Source organism: Pseudomonas mandelii (genome assembly GCF_006438925.1).
GTDB lineage: Bacteria > Pseudomonadota > Gammaproteobacteria > Pseudomonadales > Pseudomonadaceae > Aquipseudomonas > Aquipseudomonas mandelii_C.
Genome location: NZ_RCZA01000001.1, coordinates 709,042 through 726,547 on the forward strand (window position 1 = coordinate 709,042; position 17,506 = coordinate 726,547).

Annotated in this window: 17 protein-coding genes; 12 read left to right on the forward strand and 5 right to left on the reverse strand. The window is 58.8% G+C overall.

Annotated elements, in window-relative coordinates; translation table 11 throughout:
- Positions 1-69: 69 nt before the first annotated feature.
- Positions 70-990, reverse strand: a complete 921-nt coding sequence (gene choX, locus EAH74_RS03330; protein ID WP_008155658.1) for a choline ABC transporter substrate-binding protein — start codon at positions 988-990, stop codon at positions 70-72.
- A gap of 16 nt (positions 991-1,006) precedes the next feature.
- Entirely contained in the window at positions 1,007-2,521 is a 1,515-nt protein-coding gene (gene betC, locus EAH74_RS03335; protein ID WP_140675922.1) for a choline-sulfatase, read from the reverse strand.
- A gap of 114 nt (positions 2,522-2,635) precedes the next feature.
- Here betC and EAH74_RS03340 point away from each other — a divergent pair, with 114 nt between their 5' ends.
- Entirely contained in the window at positions 2,636-3,586 is a 951-nt protein-coding gene (locus EAH74_RS03340; RefSeq protein WP_095126794.1) for a choline sulfate utilization transcriptional regulator, read from the forward strand.
- Here EAH74_RS03340 and EAH74_RS03345 read toward each other — a convergent pair.
- On the reverse strand, positions 3,573-4,244 hold the full coding sequence (locus tag EAH74_RS03345) for an NAD(P)-dependent oxidoreductase (protein ID WP_140675925.1): 672 nt from the start codon (positions 4,242-4,244) through the stop codon (positions 3,573-3,575). The two genes, EAH74_RS03340 and EAH74_RS03345, sit on opposite strands and share 14 nt — an antisense overlap.
- Positions 4,245-4,326: 82 nt before the next feature.
- Between EAH74_RS03345 and EAH74_RS03350 the strand changes: the two genes are divergently transcribed.
- Positions 4,327-4,653, forward strand: coding sequence for a DOPA 4,5-dioxygenase family protein (locus EAH74_RS03350; protein ID WP_140675929.1), 327 nt, complete (start codon positions 4,327-4,329; stop codon positions 4,651-4,653).
- A gap of 5 nt (positions 4,654-4,658) precedes the next feature.
- Here EAH74_RS03350 and EAH74_RS03355 read toward each other — a convergent pair whose 3' ends face one another.
- Positions 4,659-5,060: a GFA family protein gene (locus EAH74_RS03355; RefSeq protein WP_140675932.1), complete on the reverse strand. Its 402-nt coding sequence runs from the start codon at positions 5,058-5,060 to the stop codon at positions 4,659-4,661.
- A gap of 319 nt (positions 5,061-5,379) precedes the next feature.
- On the opposite strand from EAH74_RS03355, the gene EAH74_RS03360 reads away from it, so the two are divergent.
- On the forward strand, positions 5,380-6,687 hold the full coding sequence (locus EAH74_RS03360; protein ID WP_123367440.1) for a CitMHS family transporter: 1,308 nt from the start codon (positions 5,380-5,382) through the stop codon (positions 6,685-6,687).
- 85 nt (positions 6,688-6,772) lie between these two features.
- Positions 6,773-7,540 (forward strand): TerC family protein, encoded by a 768-nt coding sequence (locus EAH74_RS03365; RefSeq protein WP_123367439.1) that lies wholly within the window; start codon positions 6,773-6,775, stop codon positions 7,538-7,540.
- Positions 7,541-7,666: 126 nt separating this feature from the next.
- On the opposite strand, the gene EAH74_RS03370 is transcribed toward EAH74_RS03365, so the two are convergent.
- Complete coding sequence (locus tag EAH74_RS03370) at positions 7,667-7,948, reverse strand: DUF6124 family protein (RefSeq protein WP_140675935.1); 282 nt, start codon at positions 7,946-7,948, stop codon at positions 7,667-7,669.
- 474 nt (positions 7,949-8,422) lie between these two features.
- Here EAH74_RS03370 and EAH74_RS03375 point away from each other — a divergent pair, with 474 nt between their 5' ends.
- The 8 genes from EAH74_RS03375 (at position 8,423) to EAH74_RS03410 (ending at position 17,505) form a co-directional block, all read left to right on the forward strand.
- A complete protein-coding gene (locus EAH74_RS03375; protein WP_140675937.1) occupies positions 8,423-8,920 on the forward strand; it encodes a PAAR domain-containing protein in 498 nt (165 codons plus the stop codon).
- A 19-nt stretch (positions 8,921-8,939) separates the two neighbouring features.
- On the forward strand, positions 8,940-10,097 hold the full coding sequence (locus tag EAH74_RS03380; protein WP_140675940.1) for a DUF2515 family protein: 1,158 nt from the start codon (positions 8,940-8,942) through the stop codon (positions 10,095-10,097).
- On the forward strand, positions 10,094-10,729 hold the full coding sequence (locus tag EAH74_RS03385; RefSeq protein ID WP_240050474.1) for a hypothetical protein: 636 nt from the start codon (positions 10,094-10,096) through the stop codon (positions 10,727-10,729). The genes EAH74_RS03380 and EAH74_RS03385 overlap by 4 nt, the downstream gene beginning before the upstream one ends.
- Before the next feature lie 280 nt (positions 10,730-11,009).
- The gene (locus tag EAH74_RS03390; protein WP_140675943.1) at positions 11,010-12,668 is read left to right on the forward strand and encodes a Na/Pi cotransporter family protein; all 1,659 of its coding nucleotides are present in this window, start codon (positions 11,010-11,012) and stop codon (positions 12,666-12,668) included.
- A gap of 195 nt (positions 12,669-12,863) precedes the next feature.
- Positions 12,864-14,252 (forward strand): M16 family metallopeptidase, encoded by a 1,389-nt coding sequence (locus tag EAH74_RS03395; protein ID WP_140675947.1) that lies wholly within the window; start codon positions 12,864-12,866, stop codon positions 14,250-14,252.
- Positions 14,253-14,473: 221 nt separating this feature from the next.
- Entirely contained in the window at positions 14,474-15,502 is a 1,029-nt protein-coding gene (locus EAH74_RS03400) for a DUF5924 family protein (RefSeq protein WP_140675950.1), read from the forward strand.
- Positions 15,503-15,556: 54 nt separating this feature from the next.
- Positions 15,557-16,705: an ABC transporter permease gene (locus EAH74_RS03405; protein WP_140675954.1), complete on the forward strand. Its 1,149-nt coding sequence runs from the start codon at positions 15,557-15,559 to the stop codon at positions 16,703-16,705.
- On the forward strand, positions 16,702-17,505 hold the full coding sequence (locus EAH74_RS03410; RefSeq protein ID WP_140675957.1) for an ABC transporter ATP-binding protein: 804 nt from the start codon (positions 16,702-16,704) through the stop codon (positions 17,503-17,505). The genes EAH74_RS03405 and EAH74_RS03410 overlap by 4 nt, the downstream gene beginning before the upstream one ends.
- Position 17,506 lies beyond the last annotated feature (1 nt).

Below are 17,506 nucleotides of genomic sequence, written 5' to 3' on the forward strand. Positions count from 1 at the left end.
CCCCTATGGGGAGAGGGCGGGGGTGAGGGGGGAGACCCTGAGCCAGAAACAGAATCCAGCATCACCCGATCAAAGCTTCGCTTTCACCGCCCCCAGCGCATCCTTCCCATCCACTGTCTTCACCCCGTCCAGCCACTTATCCAGCACAGCCGGATTCGCCTTGATCCACGCCTTGGCCGCATCAGCATTGCTGACCTTCTTGTTCACCACCTCGGCCATGATGCTGTTCTCCATTTCCTGGGTGAAACTCAGGTTGGTGAGCAATTTGCCTACGTTGGGACAGGCCTGTGCATAACCTTTGCGGGTCAAGGTGTGAACACTGCCGGTGTCGCCGAAGTACTTCTCGCCGCCCTTGAGGTAATGCATTTTCAGTTGCACGTTCATCGGGTGCGGGGTCCAGCCGAGAAAGGTCACGAACTTCTGTTTTTTCACCGCGCGAGACACTTCGGCCAGCATGGCCTGCTCGCTGGACTCGACCAGTTTCCACTGGCCCATGTCGAAGTCGTTCTTCTTGATGATTTCCTGCAAGGAGATGTTGGCGGGAGCGCCGGAGCCGATGCCGTAGATCTTCTTGTCGAACTTGTCGGCGTATTTGTTCAGGTCGGAAAAGTTATGCACACCCGCATCCCAGACGTAATCCGGGACCGCGAGCGTGAATTCGGTGCCATCGAGGTTCTTCGCCAATTGCGTGACATCGCCGGTGGCCACGAACTTGTCATAGAAACCCTGTTGCGCCGGCATCCAGTTACCGAGAAACACGTCGACCTGGCCATCTTTCAAGCCGCCAAAGGTGATCGGCACTGCAAGCGTGTCGACCTTGGCCTTGTAGCCCATGCCGTCCAGCAGAAACCCGGTGATGGCGTTGGTCGCGGCAATGTCGCTCCAGCCAGGGTCGGCCATTTTCACCGTCTCGCAACTCTGATCGGCATACGCCGATGCACTGCCCAGAGCCAGAAGCCCGACCGTCATTGCTGTGGATAACCTACGCATGGCATTCCCCTTAACATTATTGGTTTTGGCAGGGTTGTGGATAACGTGCTTTACGCTCCAGATCGTCGAGGTCGATGTGGTTGCGCATGTACTGCTGACTGGCGTCCACCAGCGGCTGGTGATCCCAGCTCTTCAGCTTGCCAATGGTTAATGCATCGGCGACAAAACGTCGGCGCCGTTGGCTGGCGAGCACTTGTTGGTGGATCGCCGGGATATCCCATTTGGCCCGGGCTTCGGCGAGAAATTCATCGAAAAGCGACTGATGTTGCGGCGATTGGCTGAGTTCTTCCAGTTCGCGCGGGTCGTTGTGTACATCGAAGAGTAGGCAAGGGTCGTCTTCGCTATAGATGAATTTGTAGGCGCCGCGGCGAATCATCATCAGCGGGCTGATAGTGCCTTCAGCCATGTATTCGCCGAAGACCTCGTCATGACCGCCCTGCCCTTGCAGGTGCGAGACCAGTGAGCGGCCATCCAGCGGCAGTCCAGGCTCCAGCGACCCGCCGGCCAGTTCCACGAAGGTCGGCAACAGATCGGCAGTGGAGACCGCCGCGCTGACCCGGCCAGCCCCGAATTGCCCCGGCGCACTGATCAACAGAGGCACGCGGGCGGCCATTTCATACCAATGCATTTTGTACCAGAGACCACGCTCGCCGAGCATGTCGCCGTGGTCGCCGGAGAACACGATGATGGTGTCGTCGATGAGGCCGGTTTCCTCGAGTGTTTGCAGGAGTTTGCCGACGTTGCTATCGATATAGCTGCACGCACCGAAATAGGCACGGCGCGCATCGCGAATCTTATCCACAGGCAGCGGTTTATCCCACAGGTCGTAAACCTTGAGTAAACGCTGGGAATGCGGATCAAGTTCGGTCTGCGTCGGGGTTTTGGGTAATGGGATATCGGCGTCGTCGTACATATCCCAGAAAGCCTTGGGAATGGTGTACGGGTCGTGTGGGTGAGTCATCGAAACGGTCAGGCAAAACGGCTGATCGCCATCCTCGCGGATGTGATCGAACAAATACTGTTGGGCCTTGAACACCACCTCTTCGTCGAAATCCAGCTGATTGGTGCGTACACACGGCCCGGCCTGCAGCACCGACGACATGTTGTGAAACCAGGTTGGACGCACGTCTGGCTCGTCCCAGTTCACAGACCAGCCGTAATCGGCCGGGTAGATGTCGCTGGTCAGGCGTTCTTCATAGCCGTGTAGCTGATCCGGGCCGCAGAAATGCATCTTGCCGGACAGCGCGGTGCGGTAACCGAGTCGACGCAGGTAGTGGGCATAAGTCGGTACATCGGCGGGGAAATCGGCCGCGTTGTCGTAGGCGCCGATCTTGCTCGGCAACTGACCACTCACCAAGGTAAAACGCGACGGCGCGCACAGTGGGCTGTTGCAATAAGCGGCGTCGAACACCACACCTTGGGCGGCGAGGCGGCTGAGATTAGGCAGTTTGATGGGCGAAGGGCCGTAGAACGGCAACATTGGCGCGGCCATCTGATCGGCCATGATGAAAAGAATATTCTTGCGCTTCATGTGATCGCGGCATTCCATAGTGAATATTTATGCGAGAGTGCTGCGATCGAGCATGTAGCCCATGCAATTTGTGGTAAAGCCCATGCGCGGCAATGACTAGGATAAGCCCAGCTTATGTATGACGCCCTTGGTGATTTGTCTCTGGATTTGCTTCGTGCCTTTGAAGCAGCGGCCCGTCAACGCAGCTTCACGGCGGCCGCCGTGGAGCTTGGCACCACGCAACCGGCCATCAGCCAGCAGATCAAACGGTTGGAAGAACAACTCGGGACGCGGCTGTTCGACCGGATCTACCGCGGGATCGAACTGACCGAGGCCGGGACCATCCTGTTTGAGCAGGTTCAGCTCGGATTGCAGAATATCGATGCAGGATTGAGCGCAATCAGCGCACAGCACCAACATGAGGTGTTGCAGGTTGCCACCGACTTTGCCTTCGCCGCGTATTGGCTGATGCCGCGGCTGCACCGTTTCCATGCCGCCAACCCTCAAGTGGACGTCAGCCTGGTCACCAGCGAACGCAGCCTCAATATGCTGCGCACCGACATTGATGTGGCGGTGCTGTTTGGTGATGGCCGATTCAAGCAGGGCGAAAGCCATTGGCTGTTCAGCGAAGAAGTCTTTCCGGTGTGCAGCCCGCTGCTGTTGAAGGATCGTCCCCTGCCCTTGCCCTCCCAGTCATTGCTCGAATTCCCGCTGCTGCACCTTCGAGGCGAGAACAGCAGCAACTGGTTCGACTGGAGCGGCGTGTTTCGGGAGTTGGGGATCGCTTCGGCACCTGCGCCCGGGCAATTGCGCTTCGACAATTACACGCTGCTGATTCAGGCGGCGATTGGCGGCCAAGGGGTGGCGATTGGGTGGCGGCACCTTGTGGATAACTTGCTGGCGCAAGGTTTGTTATGCCGACCGATTGCGGAAACGGTGATTTCCAGGCTCGGCTATTACGTGGTCCTGCCCCAGCGGAAACGGCGTGGTGCGCTGATTCAACAGTTTGTGGACTGGCTGATGGCTGAGCAGGCCAGCAGTGCGCAATCGTTGAATGGCCTGCCGTTGCCGTCTATCGCTGTATAGCGTCAGTCGCGACGAAGGTTACGTGTTCGCCGACATGCAGGTTCAACCGCAATTCATCGGCAATCCCCACGGCCACCCGGCTCAACCGCTCAAGCGGTTCGGCGAGGCCCGGCTCCAGGCTGCTGCTGACGTGGCTGAAATGTTCGATGGTCAGCCCGGCCACCCCGCGTGGTGCATTCACCAGCGTCCAGTGCAAGGTGCTGCTTTGCAGGGCTTCGCGGATTTCTTCGGCGGCGTGGCGTTGCAGTTGATCTTCGATCTCCGGATCGTCCAGTGCCTCGAAATCTCCGACAAGAAACAGTCGGGCAATCCCTGAGGCCTGCATGCCATCAATCAGAGCATCCACCGCCAGCACTTGCTCTACCGGGCCGGGTACGATGGATTTTTCCACGTGCTCACTGTTCATCGGCAACCCGGGTGCATCCAGCAGACAGATCACCGCCGAACACCCGGCGACACTCTGCTTGACCCGCTTGGCGTCGAACAAATCACCGGTCTTGGTCCGCAATCCCGGGCGCGGCGCGAGCGCCGTCAAATCATCGAGAATCGCGATCACTTCATGTTGGCGCCGCAGCATTTCAGCCATCAGCGCACTGCCCAGGCTACTCATGGCACCATAAAGCACCACTTTCACCACTGGGGTTTCGGCATTTTTCATGGCCGTGCTCCGTTCTTCCTACGTATATGGCGTGTGACCTGTGGGAAACAACGCCAGTTCGACTCGGTTCAGAGGGTTTCAAATGCAGCGGATCAAGGGCTACCACGCCCATGTCTACTTCGACGCCACCACCCTTCCTCAGGCTCGAGCCTTGTGTGAGCAGGCGGCGCAATTGTTTCCAGTGAGGATGGGCCGCGTCCATGAACGGCCGGTGGGCCCGCACCCGGACTGGAGCTGCCAGTTGGCGTTCGAGCCGCAATACATCGGCGACGTACTGCCCTGGCTTGCGCTCAACCGCAAGGGTTTGGTGGTGTTCCTGCACCCGGACACCGGCGACGATCTGCTCGACCACACCGAGCACGCCATCTGGATGGGCGCGATTCGGCCACTGGACTTGTCTATTTTTTGATCAGTTTACAACTGTTCCTCGGCTTCGCCGGGCAAATGTTCATCCAGATGCAGCCAGGGCAGTCGGTTGTCAGTCCAGATATGCCTTTCGGCGGGTGCGTGCTCGGGATGATCGAGAGTGGCGATGGTCACGTCGATGCTGTCCGGGCTCAGGTGCGAGACCAGCGCCAGCTGCGCCCCACAGTTGCCGCAGAAATACCGTACGCAGGTTATGGAAGAGTCGTACTGCGCTGGCGTTCCTTTCACCCATTCAAAGGCTGACGTGGGCACGGTGATCCAGGTGGTCACGATCCCGCCGCTGACCCGTCGGCAAATCGAACAATGACAGTGGGCGATGTCGTGCAAAGGCCCGCTGAATTGATAGCGCAGATGCCCGCAATGGCAGCCGCCCGTATGAATTTCGCCCATGTTTTGTCCTCCTGCCCTGTTTTCAGTGACTTCAAACCCGTCCGACGACCGGTTGCACATCTGGTCACTGCTTTCATCCGCGAAAGCTGGGTGAAAGCTTCCCCGATTAGGATCGCCCCCACTACCGGCAACAGACCGGTCGGCCAATGCCAGTGTTTTATCGCTCGCACAGCCCATTTAACAACAACAATGGTGATCCTGATGTCCTCTGCTACCCGCCGCTTCGCTGTCACTCCGCCCATACGCCTCGTGCTTCCCGTTCTGCGCTGACCCACCCGGTTCGCCCATTCCCTAGCCGCGCTATGCCTGGAGTATTCCCATGCTGACTTTCCTTGGCTTTGCCATGGTCATCACGTTCATGTTCCTGATCATGACCAAGCGCCTGTCCGCGCTGATCGCTCTGATCATCATCCCGATCCTGTTCGCGCTGTTCGGTGGTTTTGCACCGAAGATCGGCCCGATGATGCTCGAAGGCATCACCAAGCTCGCACCGACCGGTGTGATGCTGATGTTCGCCATTCTGTACTTCGCCCTGATGATCGACTCCGGCCTGTTCGACCCGGCCGTGCGCAAGATCCTCAAACTGGTCAAGGGCGACCCGTTGAAAGTTTCGGTCGGCACCGCCGTACTGGCGCTCGTCGTCTCCCTCGATGGTGACGGCGCGACCACTTATATGATCTGCGTGGCCGCCATGCTGCCGCTCTACAGCCGCATCGGCATGAGCCCACGGATCATGGCCGGCCTGATCATCCTCGCCGGTGGCGTGATGAACATGACGCCATGGGGCGGCCCGACCGCTCGTGCGGCCAGTGCGTTGCATGTGGACCCGTCCGACATCTTCGTACCCATGATTCCGGCGATGGCTTTCGGGGTGCTGGCCATCCTCGTGATTGCCTACTTCTACGGCAAGCGTGAGCGTGCGCGCCTGGGTGAGCTGCACCTGGTGGGCGAGGAAATCGACCACAGTGAAATCAGCGTTTCGCAATTCCCGGATGCCCGTCGTCCGAATTTGATCTGGTTCAACGGCGCCCTGACCCTGACCCTGATGTGCACCCTGGTCGCCGGTCTGTTGCCGCTGCCGGTGCTGTTCATGGTGGCGTTCAGCATCGCGATGATCGTCAACTACCCGAGCCTGCAACAGCAGAAAGACCGCGTCGCGGCTCATGCCGGTAGCGTGCTGGCGGTGGTCGGCTTGATCTTCGCGGCCGGTATCTTCACCGGAATCCTGTCGGGCACCGGCATGGTCGATGCGATGTCGAAGAGCCTGTTGGCAGTCATCCCGGACTTCCTCGGCCCGTACCTGGCCGTGATTACCGCGCTGGTGAGCATGCCGTTCACGTTCTTCATGTCGAACGACGCATTTTATTACGGGGTGTTACCGGTACTTGCCGAAGCCGCCAGCCATTACGGTATAACCGCGGTTGAAATGGCACGTGCCTCGATCGTCGGTCAGCCCGTCCACTTGCTGAGCCCGCTGGTACCATCGACCTATCTGTTGGTGGCCCTGGCCGGTATCGACTTCGGTGATCACCAGCGTTTCACCCTGAAGTGGGCAGTGCTGGTGTGCATGTGCATACTGGTCGCCGCTTTGCTGATGGGGATTTTTCCGCTGTTCAGCACTCTATAAGCCCAAGACTCACCACGACGGGTCCAGGCTTTGTTGTTTGAAGCCCGGGCCCTTCGTGGTTTAACACTCGCACAAAGGAATACACATGGAATGGCTGACCAACCCTGAAATCTGGGTTGCCTTCTTCACCCTGACCGCCCTGGAAATCGTCCTGGGTATCGATAACATCATTATGATTTCGATCCTGGTCAGCCGCATGCCCAAGCACATGCAACAGCGCACCCGGATTTTCGGCCTGGCACTGGCCATGGTCACGCGGATCCTGTTGCTGCTGTCGATCACTTGGGTCATGCGCCTTACCGCGGACTTGTTCGAAGTGTTCGGCCAAGGCATTTCCGGGCGTGACCTGATCCTGTTCTTCGGTGGTCTGTTCCTGCTGTGGAAGAGCTCGCAAGAGATGTACCACGCGCTGGAAGGTGAAGACGAAACCAATGAGGAGCCGGGCGGCAAGGGCGGCAACTTCCTCTACACCATCATTCAGATCGCGATCATCGACATCGTGTTCTCGCTGGACTCGGTCATCACCGCCGTGGGCATGGTGTCCTACGTACCGGTCATGGTCGCGGCGATCATCGTTGCCGTGCTGGTGATGATGTGGGCTTCCGGCACCATCAGCGAGTTCATCGACAAGCACCCGTCGCTGAAGATGCTGGCGCTGTCGTTCCTGTTGATAGTCGGTACTGTGCTGATTGCTGAATCCTTCGACGTTCACGTGCCAAAAGGCTACGTCTACTTCGCCATGGCGTTCTCGCTGGCGGTGGAAGCGATCAACATCAAGATGCGCACCGCGATCGCGAAAAAACGCAAACAGCAGGATCCGGTGAAACTGCGCAAGGACATTCCGGGTCAGTAACCCCGGTCAGCATAAAACCTGTGGGAGCGAGCCTGCTCGCGATAGCGGCCTGTCAGTCAACATCAATGTTGAATGTGACGGCCTCATCGCGAGCAGGCTCGCTCCCACATTTTTTTTGCTCTGTGATTACCCTGGCGGATCGAGGTTATCCAGCACTCGATTCACCGCCAATTCCCCCAACATGATGCTTTGCTGAATCCCGAGCAGAGTGCTGCGCTGTGGGCCATTCAGAAACCCTGCGAAATCACTGGCCATTACGCTGGCGGACGCCAACGATTCGCAGGCGTGCCCGAGCAAGGTTTCGTTATCGACCTTGGGGTCTATGAAGAAAATGCTGCTGGGTTTACGCGGCGGGAAGTCGTGGGGGACCGGATCGGTGTCCGGTGGGTTGGGCGTGACTTTGAACATAGGGACTTTCTCCAGTATGGCCGCAACCCCTTCGCTACTAATACAAAAGGGTGGCAGCTGTGCACAGGTTAGTAGACCGGCAAAGTCACCTAAAACACCCGGCGCGCCCGAGGGCGCCCTATGCACAGCCACCATCAAGCGCAGGCGGATACCTGACTGGATGACGCTTGTACAACCGAGATGACTGGTCGGGCTACTAAACCCGATCACTGATGGTCAGCGACGGGAACCAAGTTATCGACAGGCCTCTAGGCGCACAAGCCGGCGGATTCTGGCGTAGCCGTAGGCAACGACGCAAGGCGTTGTAGCCTCCGAGAAGTAACTCCGGATGTCTTTAAACACGCGCTGCAAAAACACGTGAATCACATCAAAACAACCGAATGCTTACCGACGTTTTTTTTCAAGGGTTGACGCACCGAGCTCTGGTGGTTAGCGTCCCTCGCTCGCTTCAACCGACAATGACAAGGAATGCATATGTCTGGAAAACCGGCTGCACGCCTCACGGACCCCACCACCTGCCCGCTTCCAGGGCACGGCACCAATCCCATCGCAAGCGGCTCACCCGATGTCTTTTTCAACGGTCTCGCCGCCGCTCGGGTCAGCGACAAATGCACCTGCGGCCAGGCCTTGAACGGTGGATTCTCTTCAACCGTGTTCATCAACGGCCTGAATGCCATGACTCTCGATAGCACCACCAGCCATGGCGGTGTGGTGATTGGCGGCTCCGGCAACGTCATCATCGGCAGCTCTCATTCCCCTGAGTCCTTCATCCCGCCCTTGCCGATCATTGGTCAACCTTTGGTGGAGTTCAAAGCCGTCAGCGCCGGCAATGGCGAACCGATCGCCGCACAAGACTACGAAATCGAAACCGCCGAAGGCCGCATCGTCAAAGGCCAGACCAACGCCCTGGGCATGACCCAAAGCGTCGCCACCTTACAGCCCGACCTCGCCGTCGTCCGCTGGACCGTCTGAAGCCTCAAGGAAGAATCAAATGACCGGCCAATGCATCGCTCCAGACGACCTGGACATGAAAAAACTCTGGGACAGCGCCTGCGAACTGCCTACCTGCAAACGCGAAACCACCATCGGCGGCCCCAACCCGAAAACCCGCGTCGAAGTGCCATTGCTGACTTGTAACTGCCTGTGGCGCAGATTTCAGAAAGAAGCCGAAGAATGGGTCGCGCCGGGCGGCGTGTTGATTGCGGACCCGCAAGCACGCAACCGCAAGATCAACGCGGCTTATGCGCAGCTGTGGCTGGCGGACAACCGGTTTCAGTGGGCGGGGTTGGCGGCGTTTGCTTCCAAGCAGGTGGGGTGTGGGTTGATTCATGCCGCCAAATTGCAAACGGCTATTGCGGCGCAAAAGGCTGCGCAAGAGAAACTGCGGACCGGTAAGTCGGAAACCATTTTCGAAGGGTTTGGGTTCAAGCTCAGTAAGACAGATCCAGAAATTGAGAAAGAATTAGCGAAAGCCAAAGAGGCCAATCCTCTTCCTACGGATGATATTACCTTCGGCGACAGCTCCCGTTCCGCTGTTCAGCAGCAGTTGGACTACGTGTATGAAATGCTTGCCCTCGGTAACACCTCACTGTTTCTGGATGTTTATCCGCTGCATCGGTTTTTTATGGTGCGGGGCTATAAGGAAATGGAGAAATGCTTGAAGAGCCGTCGCGGCATTCTGAAAGATGTGATGTGGCCGATTGCAGGGAAAGTTGAGTTTGGCGCAGATACCCCGGAAATCTACGCAACGTTCAAAGCCATCGACAACGGAAACATCAAGGGTAGCGTCGAGCGAATGGCGACTCATGAACAAGTAAATATCCTGCAACCAGCAATGTACGACGAAACTCATTTCGCCATGCTCATGCGAGGCACTCATGGAGGCGATGTCATTTCGGTTGTAACGGGATTGTTGCCAGGGGCAGCCGAGGAGATCCAGCTTACCCTTGCTAGCCAATGCAAAGCGCTTGACAACAAAAAAGTTGCTTTCGGTAGTAACCCACTCGCGAATCTCGCCGACAAGGACCAAAGGATGGCGTTCGTCTTACGCGCCGCCACTCAATTTGACACATTGCTTAATGAGCCAGCTTCTCGAGCAAAATTAAAACAGTCAATTACTGACATTGCGAGCGGCGGTGGTATCAAGTGAGGCACAAGCGAAATACCTACTTACTTTTTGCTGCCGTTGCGTTGGTGACAATCACCGTGGCTTTTTTTTTCAGCCGTGGACCGGAGCAACTTTCCTTTCACATCGGAAAAAGTTACGACGATGTGGTGCGCGATTCGACATTTCCTGTAAAGGGCGAAACCGCCATCTATCCCGGTGAACCACCTCACCCGAGCTCCACCTGGATTAGCACGCCAGTAATAATTACTTTTGATGACAAGCAACATGGATTCACGTTGCCTGCCACAAAGTTCGGTGCGATTGGGTGGTCCGAATTCAAAGCGATCACCCTGACTACGTCGCCGATGCTGGAAACCTTGCCGTTCGAGCAAGCGGTAAAACTTCTTGAGGAATTACAACAAAAGTTCAAACAAGTCGGGTGGACTCCAGAGCCTGTGGAAGGTAACGACTGGCTAAAAATAGAAACCCAAGAGGACAAGGTGCAGCTTCAAGCCAAACTCTTTGATCAACTGGACGGTGTCATCCTGTTGATTCCGCACAAGTACAGCTTGATCCTTCACATCAAATGCTATGCCCGCTGCGACGAACGAAACTCCGAGACAGCCAAGTATCTGATCGACGTAGGACTGGGCGAGGATCACTTCAGTGATTGAACTCTCCCTCAATGGGGCTGCTGCGCAGCCCAGCGGGAGCAAGCTCCCTCGCCACAGGTTATGTTCGCGTAACCTTTCAACTGAGGGGCTGAGATCTATGGGCCCCTTTTTCATTGACGCATGAACCTGTTTTCATGACAGTTTTGTTTCAATCGCTTCTTTAGCTGTGCGATGCTGGCGCGCAGACCGTTAGCCAACTACAGCTTAAGTACAGAACGTAGAAGAACGCGCGGCACCGTCAACTTGCCCCTTTGGGGCGCTACCACCACAGGGGGCCTGCATGCTCACCCTGCTCAATTTGTTATCTGCCGTGGCCTTGTTGATTTGGGGCACGCACATCGTCCGAACCGGCATATTGCGGGTCTACGGTTCCAACCTGCGCCATGTGATTGGCCGGAACATGTCCAAGCGTTGGCTGGCATTCGTCTCGGGGATCGTCGTAACGGCGATGGTCCAGAGCAGCAACGCCACCGCGATGCTCGTCACCTCCTTTGTCGGTCAGGGCCTGATGGCGCTGACCCCGGCCCTGGCGACCATGCTCGGGGCCGACGTCGGTACCGCACTGATGGCGCGGGTGCTGACCTTCGACCTGTCATGGTTGTCGCCGCTGCTGATCTTTCTTGGGGTGATTTTCTTCCTGTCGCGCAAACAGACCCGGGTCGGACAAATGGGCCGGGTCGGCATTGGCCTAGGGCTGATCATCCTGGCGCTGCAACTGATCGTCGAATCCGCCGCGCCGATCACCCAGGCCCAAGGCGTGAAGGTTATTTTCGCCTCGCTGACCGGCGACATCCTGCTGGATGCCCTGGTCGGTGCGTTGTTCGCAATGGTTTCCTACTCCAGCCTGGCCGCCGTCCTGCTGACCGCGACCCTGGCCGGTGCCGCAGTGATCAGCCTGCCCGTGGCCATCGGTCTGGTGATCGGCGCCAACATCGGCAGCGGCATCCTTGCCTTCCTCAGCACCAGCATGCAGAACGCCGCCGGTCGCCAGGTGGCGTTGGGCAGCCTGCTCTACAAACTGATCGGCCTGTTGCTGATCATCCCGGTACTCGACCCGTTGGTGCACTGGATCGACAGCCTGGACTTCAGCCCTCAGGAAATGGTCATCGGCTTTCACCTGCTCTACAACACCGCGCGCTGCCTGATCTTGCTGCCCAGTGTCGGGCCGATGGCCAAGCTGTGCGCGTGGCTGTTGCCGGAGCGGCCGGAAATCAACGGCACTGCCAAACCGCGGCATCTTGATCCAACAGCGCTGGTCACGCCCAGCCTGGCGCTGGCCAATGCCGCCCGGGAAACCCTGCGCATCGGCGACCTGATCGACAACATGCTCGAGGCCATGCTCGACGTGCTGAACGGCAAGCAAACCGCCATTACCCAGGAAATGCGGCGCCTGACCGATGATGTGGAATCGCTCTACGGTGCGATCAAGCTGTATCTGGCGCAAATGCCCCGTGAAGACCTCAGCGAGCAGGACAGCCGGCGCTGGGCGGAAATCATCGAGCTGGCGATCAACCTTAAGCTCGCCAGCGACCTCATCGAACGTATGCTGCGCAAGGTTCAGCAGCAGAAAACCTCGCAGCGCCGGTCTTTTTCCGAGGTCGGCCTGGAAGAGTTGGCGGGGCTGCACAGTCAGTTGATCTCCAACCTGCGCCTGGGGTTGTCGGTGTTCCTCAGTGCCGATAAGGAAAGTGCCCGCCAGTTATTGCGTGAGAAACGTCGCTTTCGCGCACAGGAACGCCGCTTGGCCCATGCTCACGTCAGCCGATTGCAACGTAAGATCGTGCAGAGTATCGAGACCAGCTCGTTGCACCTTGAGTTGATTGCCGACATGAAGCGTCTGAATTCGCTGTTTTGCAGCAGCGCCTATGTGGTGCTGGAAACTTCCGACACCGGCGCCCTGGCGGCCGACGATTTGGCTGACATCACGCATTCACCTTGAACGTCTGGCAGAGTGGTCAGTCAGTAACATTGATTCAGCATGAAGGCCGCCTTCGCGAGCAGGCTCGCTCCCGCAGTGGATCTTCGGTGTACTCGGAAATTGTGTCCGACTCAGATCACCTGTGGGAGCGAGCCTGCTCGCGAAGGCGGCCTGGCTGATGACACGGATCTCCGATTGGTTGCCTGGAAGCTTGCTATGCGTTGTTTGTTGTTCGCCTGTCTGTTGCTTGGCTCATTCCCTTCATTTGCCCTGGATCGCTTTCAGGTCGAGGGCTATACGCTGCCCAACGGCCTGCAATTAATGCTCAAACCCGGCACCGAGCGCGGGCATGTGGCGATTCGTCTGGTGGTCGGCGTCGGCATCGATGATTTCAGCTGCGCCGACAAAGAGCTGCCGCACCTGCTTGAGCACTTGCTGTTCAGCGGCATCGACGCCACGGGCGAAGGCGGGCTGGAAGAACGCATGCAGGCCCTGGGTGGCGAGTGGAACGCCTACACCAACAATGCCGACACGACGTTCGTCATCGAAGCCCCGGCGAAAAACCAGCGCAAAGTCCTCGACCTGCTGCTGGCGCTGCTGACCCAGACCCGAATCGACGACAACGCCATCAACGCCGCCAAACAAGTGGTCGAGCGCGAAGACGGCGGCCATTACTCGCACCTGCAACGCTGGCTGGATCGCCAGGATCTTGGCCACACGGCGAGTAATCAGCTGGCGGTGGAACTGGGCCTCAAATGCCCCGAACGGCCTGAAGTCGATCACCTGACCCGCGATCAGGTGGAAAAGGTACGCAAGGCCTGGTACGCAGCCAACAACATGACCCTGATCGTCGTCGGCGACCTTGAGCGGTTGCTGCCGGCCTATCTGGAACGGTCTTATGGCGCGCTTGAAGCGGTCGACCCGACCGATCACCCGGCCCTGCCGGCGATCCAGGCCAGTGCTGCCCATGAGCGCACCCTGAGTCACGGTTTGGTCGGCGGCAGTGCGAAATTGCATTGGCTGGTGCCAGAGCCGGTGCAAGAGGATCAGCACGACGAAACCTTCGACTTGCTCAAGGACTATCTGGACTGGGCGCTCTACCGCCAGTTGCGCCTGACCCATAGCTTGTCCTACGGGCCTTCGGCCGAGCGTGAGGTGTTTGGCGGCGTGGGCTTCATGAGTCTGAACGCCGACCTTGACCGCGACGACGTACCCCAGGCCGAACAGGTGCTGGATGATCTGAAGGCCGGGTTGCTCAGGGACGGCCTCAATGCCAACACCTTCAACCGCCTCAAGCAGGCCGCCATTGCCCGCCAGGCCTGGGCCGTGCAAGGCAACAGCGCGTTGGCCGATTATTACTGGAGCGCCCTTGGGGACTACGAGGACGGCCGTTTCGCCAACCCGGCCAAGGAACTGCAAGGGGTGACGCTGGAGGAAGCAAACAAGGCCATGCGTGAGTTGCTGATGCAGCCGGGCTACCTGCGGATCGAAAAGCCGTTGATCAGTGATGATCAGTTTATGTGGGCGATTGCCGGGGTGCTGGGGCTCATCGTGTTGATGCTGATGGGTTGGCGTGTGTACCTCAGAGCACCGCGAACCGTGTAGCAGCTGGCGAAGGCTGCGTTCGGCTGCGCAGCAGTCGCAAACCCGTTATGTCAGATATACCTGATGGGCCGCGTTGAATGGTTTTACGACTGCTGCGCAGCCGAACGCAGGCTGCGCCAGCTGCTACAAGGATTTGTGATCGGACCGCAGCCCCTCGCCACGCCGCCCTCTCGGCGGTTACCCTGTCGGGGATTTTTCCCACGACTATTGCGAACCGCCGAATGCCTACTCTGACCCTATACGTCCAGCGCATCCTGGAACTGATGAAGCGCTACCCAGGGGTCATTGCGCTCGGTGGCTTCATTTCCGGGGTCGGCAGTTTCATTCTGGTGGATCGCCAGCAAGGTCTGGCGACCTGGATCACCACCATCATGCTGGTCAGCTGGATCTGGCTGATGCTGGAAAACAGTCTCACCAAGCTGTTCACCAGGATCTTCAAGCGCGAAATACCCCAGCCTCTGCTGCGCTACGCCACGCAGATGATCCACCAGGAAAGCCTGTTCTTCGTCCTGCCGTTCTTTTTCATCACCACCACCTGGAACAGTGGCCAGTTGTTCTTCACCGGGTTGCTGAGCATGGCGGCGCTGATTTCCATCATCGACCCGCTCTACTACAAATGGCTGGCCCCCCGGCGCTGGGCGTTCCTGGCGCTGCATACCTTGACGCTGTTCGCTGCGCTGCTGACCGCCCTGCCCGTCATCCTGCACCTGACCACCGCACAGAGTTTCAAACTGGCCCTGGGCACCGCCGTCGTGCTGTCGTTCCCGAGCCTGGCGTCGATCTTCCCGATTCGTACCGTGCGCAACGCGCTGGCGATTCTGAGCATCACCGTGGGTATCGGTGGCGTTGGCTGGGTGCTGCGTTCGTGGGTTCCGCCGGCGACGCTGTGGATGACCGACGTGGCCATCAGCACGCAAATGCAGGACCGCACACCTGGCAAGAGTCTGGAAGAAGTCAGCGCCGACCAGATCCGTGGTGACGGGCTGTACGCCTACACCGCGATCAACGCCCCGCGCGGTCTGGATGAGAGGATCTACCACGTGTGGCAGTTCAACGGCAAAGAGGTCGACCGCATCCCCCTGGACATCCATGGTGGGCGCAAGGAAGGCTATCGGGCCTGGACCCACAAGCAGAATTTCCCCGGTAACCCCGCGGGTAAGTGGCAAGTTCGGGTGCTGACCGAAGATGGCCAGGTTATCGGTGTGTTGCGCTTCACCATTACGGACAGCACACCGACCAAAGAAAAGTAATGCGGTTCATGCTATTACGTAGCTCTGCGAAATAGCCGAACAAGCACGGAGCTTATGAGCAGCAGCACAATGGCCGGCAGTGCCCGACTGGACACCTCTCACTCCCCTGCTCAGTTGCGGGTCACGGGTGACTGGACGCTTGCCCATTACGCCGATCTCAAGCACCTGTGCGAAAAGCTCCACGGCCAATACGACGACAGCACTCACATCGACCTCAACGGCCTCGGCGCGCTCGACACCGCCGGTGCGTCGCTGCTGGTGGAGTTGCTCGGTTCCGAGCGTTTGGGCCGATCCGCCGAACACCCCGATTGCACGCTGTCCTCGGCCGACCGTGCCTTGTTGCAGACTGTTTATTGCTCGCTGACCGACTTCTGCGTGCCGATCAAGGAGCCGGAAATCAGCGTCAGCGTTCAACTGTTGACCCGCATCGGCCGGGCGGTCGACGCGGTCTGGCAGGACACCCTGCAACTGCTGGGTTTCGTCGGCCTGATTCTGGAAACCATCGCCCGCAATCTGTTTCGCCCCGCGCGCTGGCGGATTACACCGATGGTGGCGCACATCGAGCAGACCGGCCTCGACGCCGCGCCCATCGTTGCCCTGCTGACCTTTTTGGTGGGCGCCGTGGTGGCGTTTCTCGGGGCGACGGTGTTGGCGAGTTTTGGCGCGAGTATTTTTACCGTGGACCTGGTGGCATTCTCCTTCCTGCGCGAATTCGGTGTGTTGCTGACCGCGATCCTGATGGCCGGCCGCACCGCCAGTGCGTTTACCGCGCAGATCGGTTCGATGAAAGCCAACGAAGAAATCGACGCCATCCGCACCTTGGGCCTCGACCCGATAGAGTTGCTGGTGGTGCCGCGCGTCTTGGCCCTGCTGGTCGCGCTGCCGATGTTGACCTTTCTGGCGATGCTTTCGGGGATTGTCGGCGGCGGCGTAGTCTGCGCTGTGTCGCTGGATATCTCGCCGGCGATGTTCCTGTCGCTGCTGCAATCGGACATCGGCGTTCAGCATTTTCTGGTGGGGATCGTCAAAGCGCCGATCTTCGCGTTCCTGATCGCTGCCATTGGCTGTCTCGAAGGCTTCAAAGTCAGCGGCAGCGCCGAGTCCGTCGGCGCGCACACCACGTCGAGCGTGGTCCAGTCTATTTTCGTGGTGATCGTACTCGACGCCGTGGCCGCGCTGTTTTTCATGGAGATGGGCTGGTGAATCGTCTACCCCGAGCGCCCTCCGAGGCGGTGATCGAAGTCCGCGGTCTGTGCAACCGCTTCGGTCACCAGAGCGTGCATGAGAACCTTGATCTGGATTTGTACAAGGGCGAAATCCTGGCTGTGGTCGGCGGTTCCGGCAGCGGTAAATCGGTGCTGTTGCGCAGCATCGTCGGGCTGCGTCAGCCCAGCGAAGGTGTAGTGAAGGTCTTCGGCAAAAACCTGCCGACGCTGTCCGAACACGAGCGCTCGATGGTCGAACGGCGCTTCGGCGTGCTGTTCCAGAAAGGCGCCCTGTTCTCTTCGCTGACCGTGACCGAGAACGTCGCCCTGCCCCTGATCGAGCATGCCGGTTTGAGCCGAGAGGACGCCGAGCACCTGGCGGCAGTGAAAATGGCCTTGGCCGGGCTGCCGCTGTCGGCGGCCGACAAGTACCCCGCTTCGCTGTCCGGCGGGATGATCAAGCGTGCGGCACTGGCCCGCGCGCTGGCACTGGACCCGGACATCCTGTTTCTCGACGAACCCACCGCCGGGCTCGATCCGATTGGTGCGGCCGCGTTCGATCAATTGATCCTGACCCTGCGCGATGCATTGGGCCTGAGTGTTTTTCTGGTCACCCACGACCTCGACACGCTCTACACCATCACCGACCGGGTGGCGGTGCTGGCGCAGAAGAAAGTGCTGGTGGCGGATGCCATCGAAAAAGTCTCGGAAACCGATGACGCGTGGATTCACGAATACTTCCATGGCCCTCGCGGCCGCGCGGCGCTGACCGCCGCTCAACAGCTTAAGGAGGTCTGAC

What these genes read in the sequence shown, in the direction of transcription:
- choX (WP_008155658.1), bottom strand. Translation starts at nt 990, where the DNA reads ATGCGTAGGTTATCCACAGCAATGACGGTCGGGCTTCTGGCTCTGGGC.
- EAH74_RS03345 (WP_140675925.1), bottom strand. Translation starts at nt 4,244, where the DNA reads ATGAAAAATGCCGAAACCCCAGTGGTGAAAGTGGTGCTTTATGGTGCC.
- EAH74_RS03380 (WP_140675940.1), top strand. Translation starts at nt 8,940, where the DNA reads ATGACCGGCCAATGCATCGCTCCAGACGACCTGGACATGAAAAAACTC.
- EAH74_RS03390 (WP_140675943.1), top strand. Translation starts at nt 11,010, where the DNA reads ATGCTCACCCTGCTCAATTTGTTATCTGCCGTGGCCTTGTTGATTTGG.
- EAH74_RS03340 (WP_095126794.1), top strand. Translation starts at nt 2,636, where the DNA reads ATGTATGACGCCCTTGGTGATTTGTCTCTGGATTTGCTTCGTGCCTTT.
- EAH74_RS03365 (WP_123367439.1), top strand. Translation starts at nt 6,773, where the DNA reads ATGGAATGGCTGACCAACCCTGAAATCTGGGTTGCCTTCTTCACCCTG.
- EAH74_RS03355 (WP_140675932.1), bottom strand. Translation starts at nt 5,060, where the DNA reads ATGGGCGAAATTCATACGGGCGGCTGCCATTGCGGGCATCTGCGCTAT.
- EAH74_RS03350 (WP_140675929.1), top strand. Translation starts at nt 4,327, where the DNA reads ATGCAGCGGATCAAGGGCTACCACGCCCATGTCTACTTCGACGCCACC.
- EAH74_RS03375 (WP_140675937.1), top strand. Translation starts at nt 8,423, where the DNA reads ATGTCTGGAAAACCGGCTGCACGCCTCACGGACCCCACCACCTGCCCG.
- EAH74_RS03360 (WP_123367440.1), top strand. Translation starts at nt 5,380, where the DNA reads ATGCTGACTTTCCTTGGCTTTGCCATGGTCATCACGTTCATGTTCCTG.
- betC (WP_140675922.1), bottom strand. Translation starts at nt 2,521, where the DNA reads ATGAAGCGCAAGAATATTCTTTTCATCATGGCCGATCAGATGGCCGCG.
- EAH74_RS03400 (WP_140675950.1), top strand. Translation starts at nt 14,474, where the DNA reads ATGCCTACTCTGACCCTATACGTCCAGCGCATCCTGGAACTGATGAAG.
- EAH74_RS03395 (WP_140675947.1), top strand. Translation starts at nt 12,864, where the DNA reads ATGCGTTGTTTGTTGTTCGCCTGTCTGTTGCTTGGCTCATTCCCTTCA.
- EAH74_RS03370 (WP_140675935.1), bottom strand. Translation starts at nt 7,948, where the DNA reads ATGTTCAAAGTCACGCCCAACCCACCGGACACCGATCCGGTCCCCCAC.
- EAH74_RS03405 (WP_140675954.1), top strand. Translation starts at nt 15,557, where the DNA reads ATGAGCAGCAGCACAATGGCCGGCAGTGCCCGACTGGACACCTCTCAC.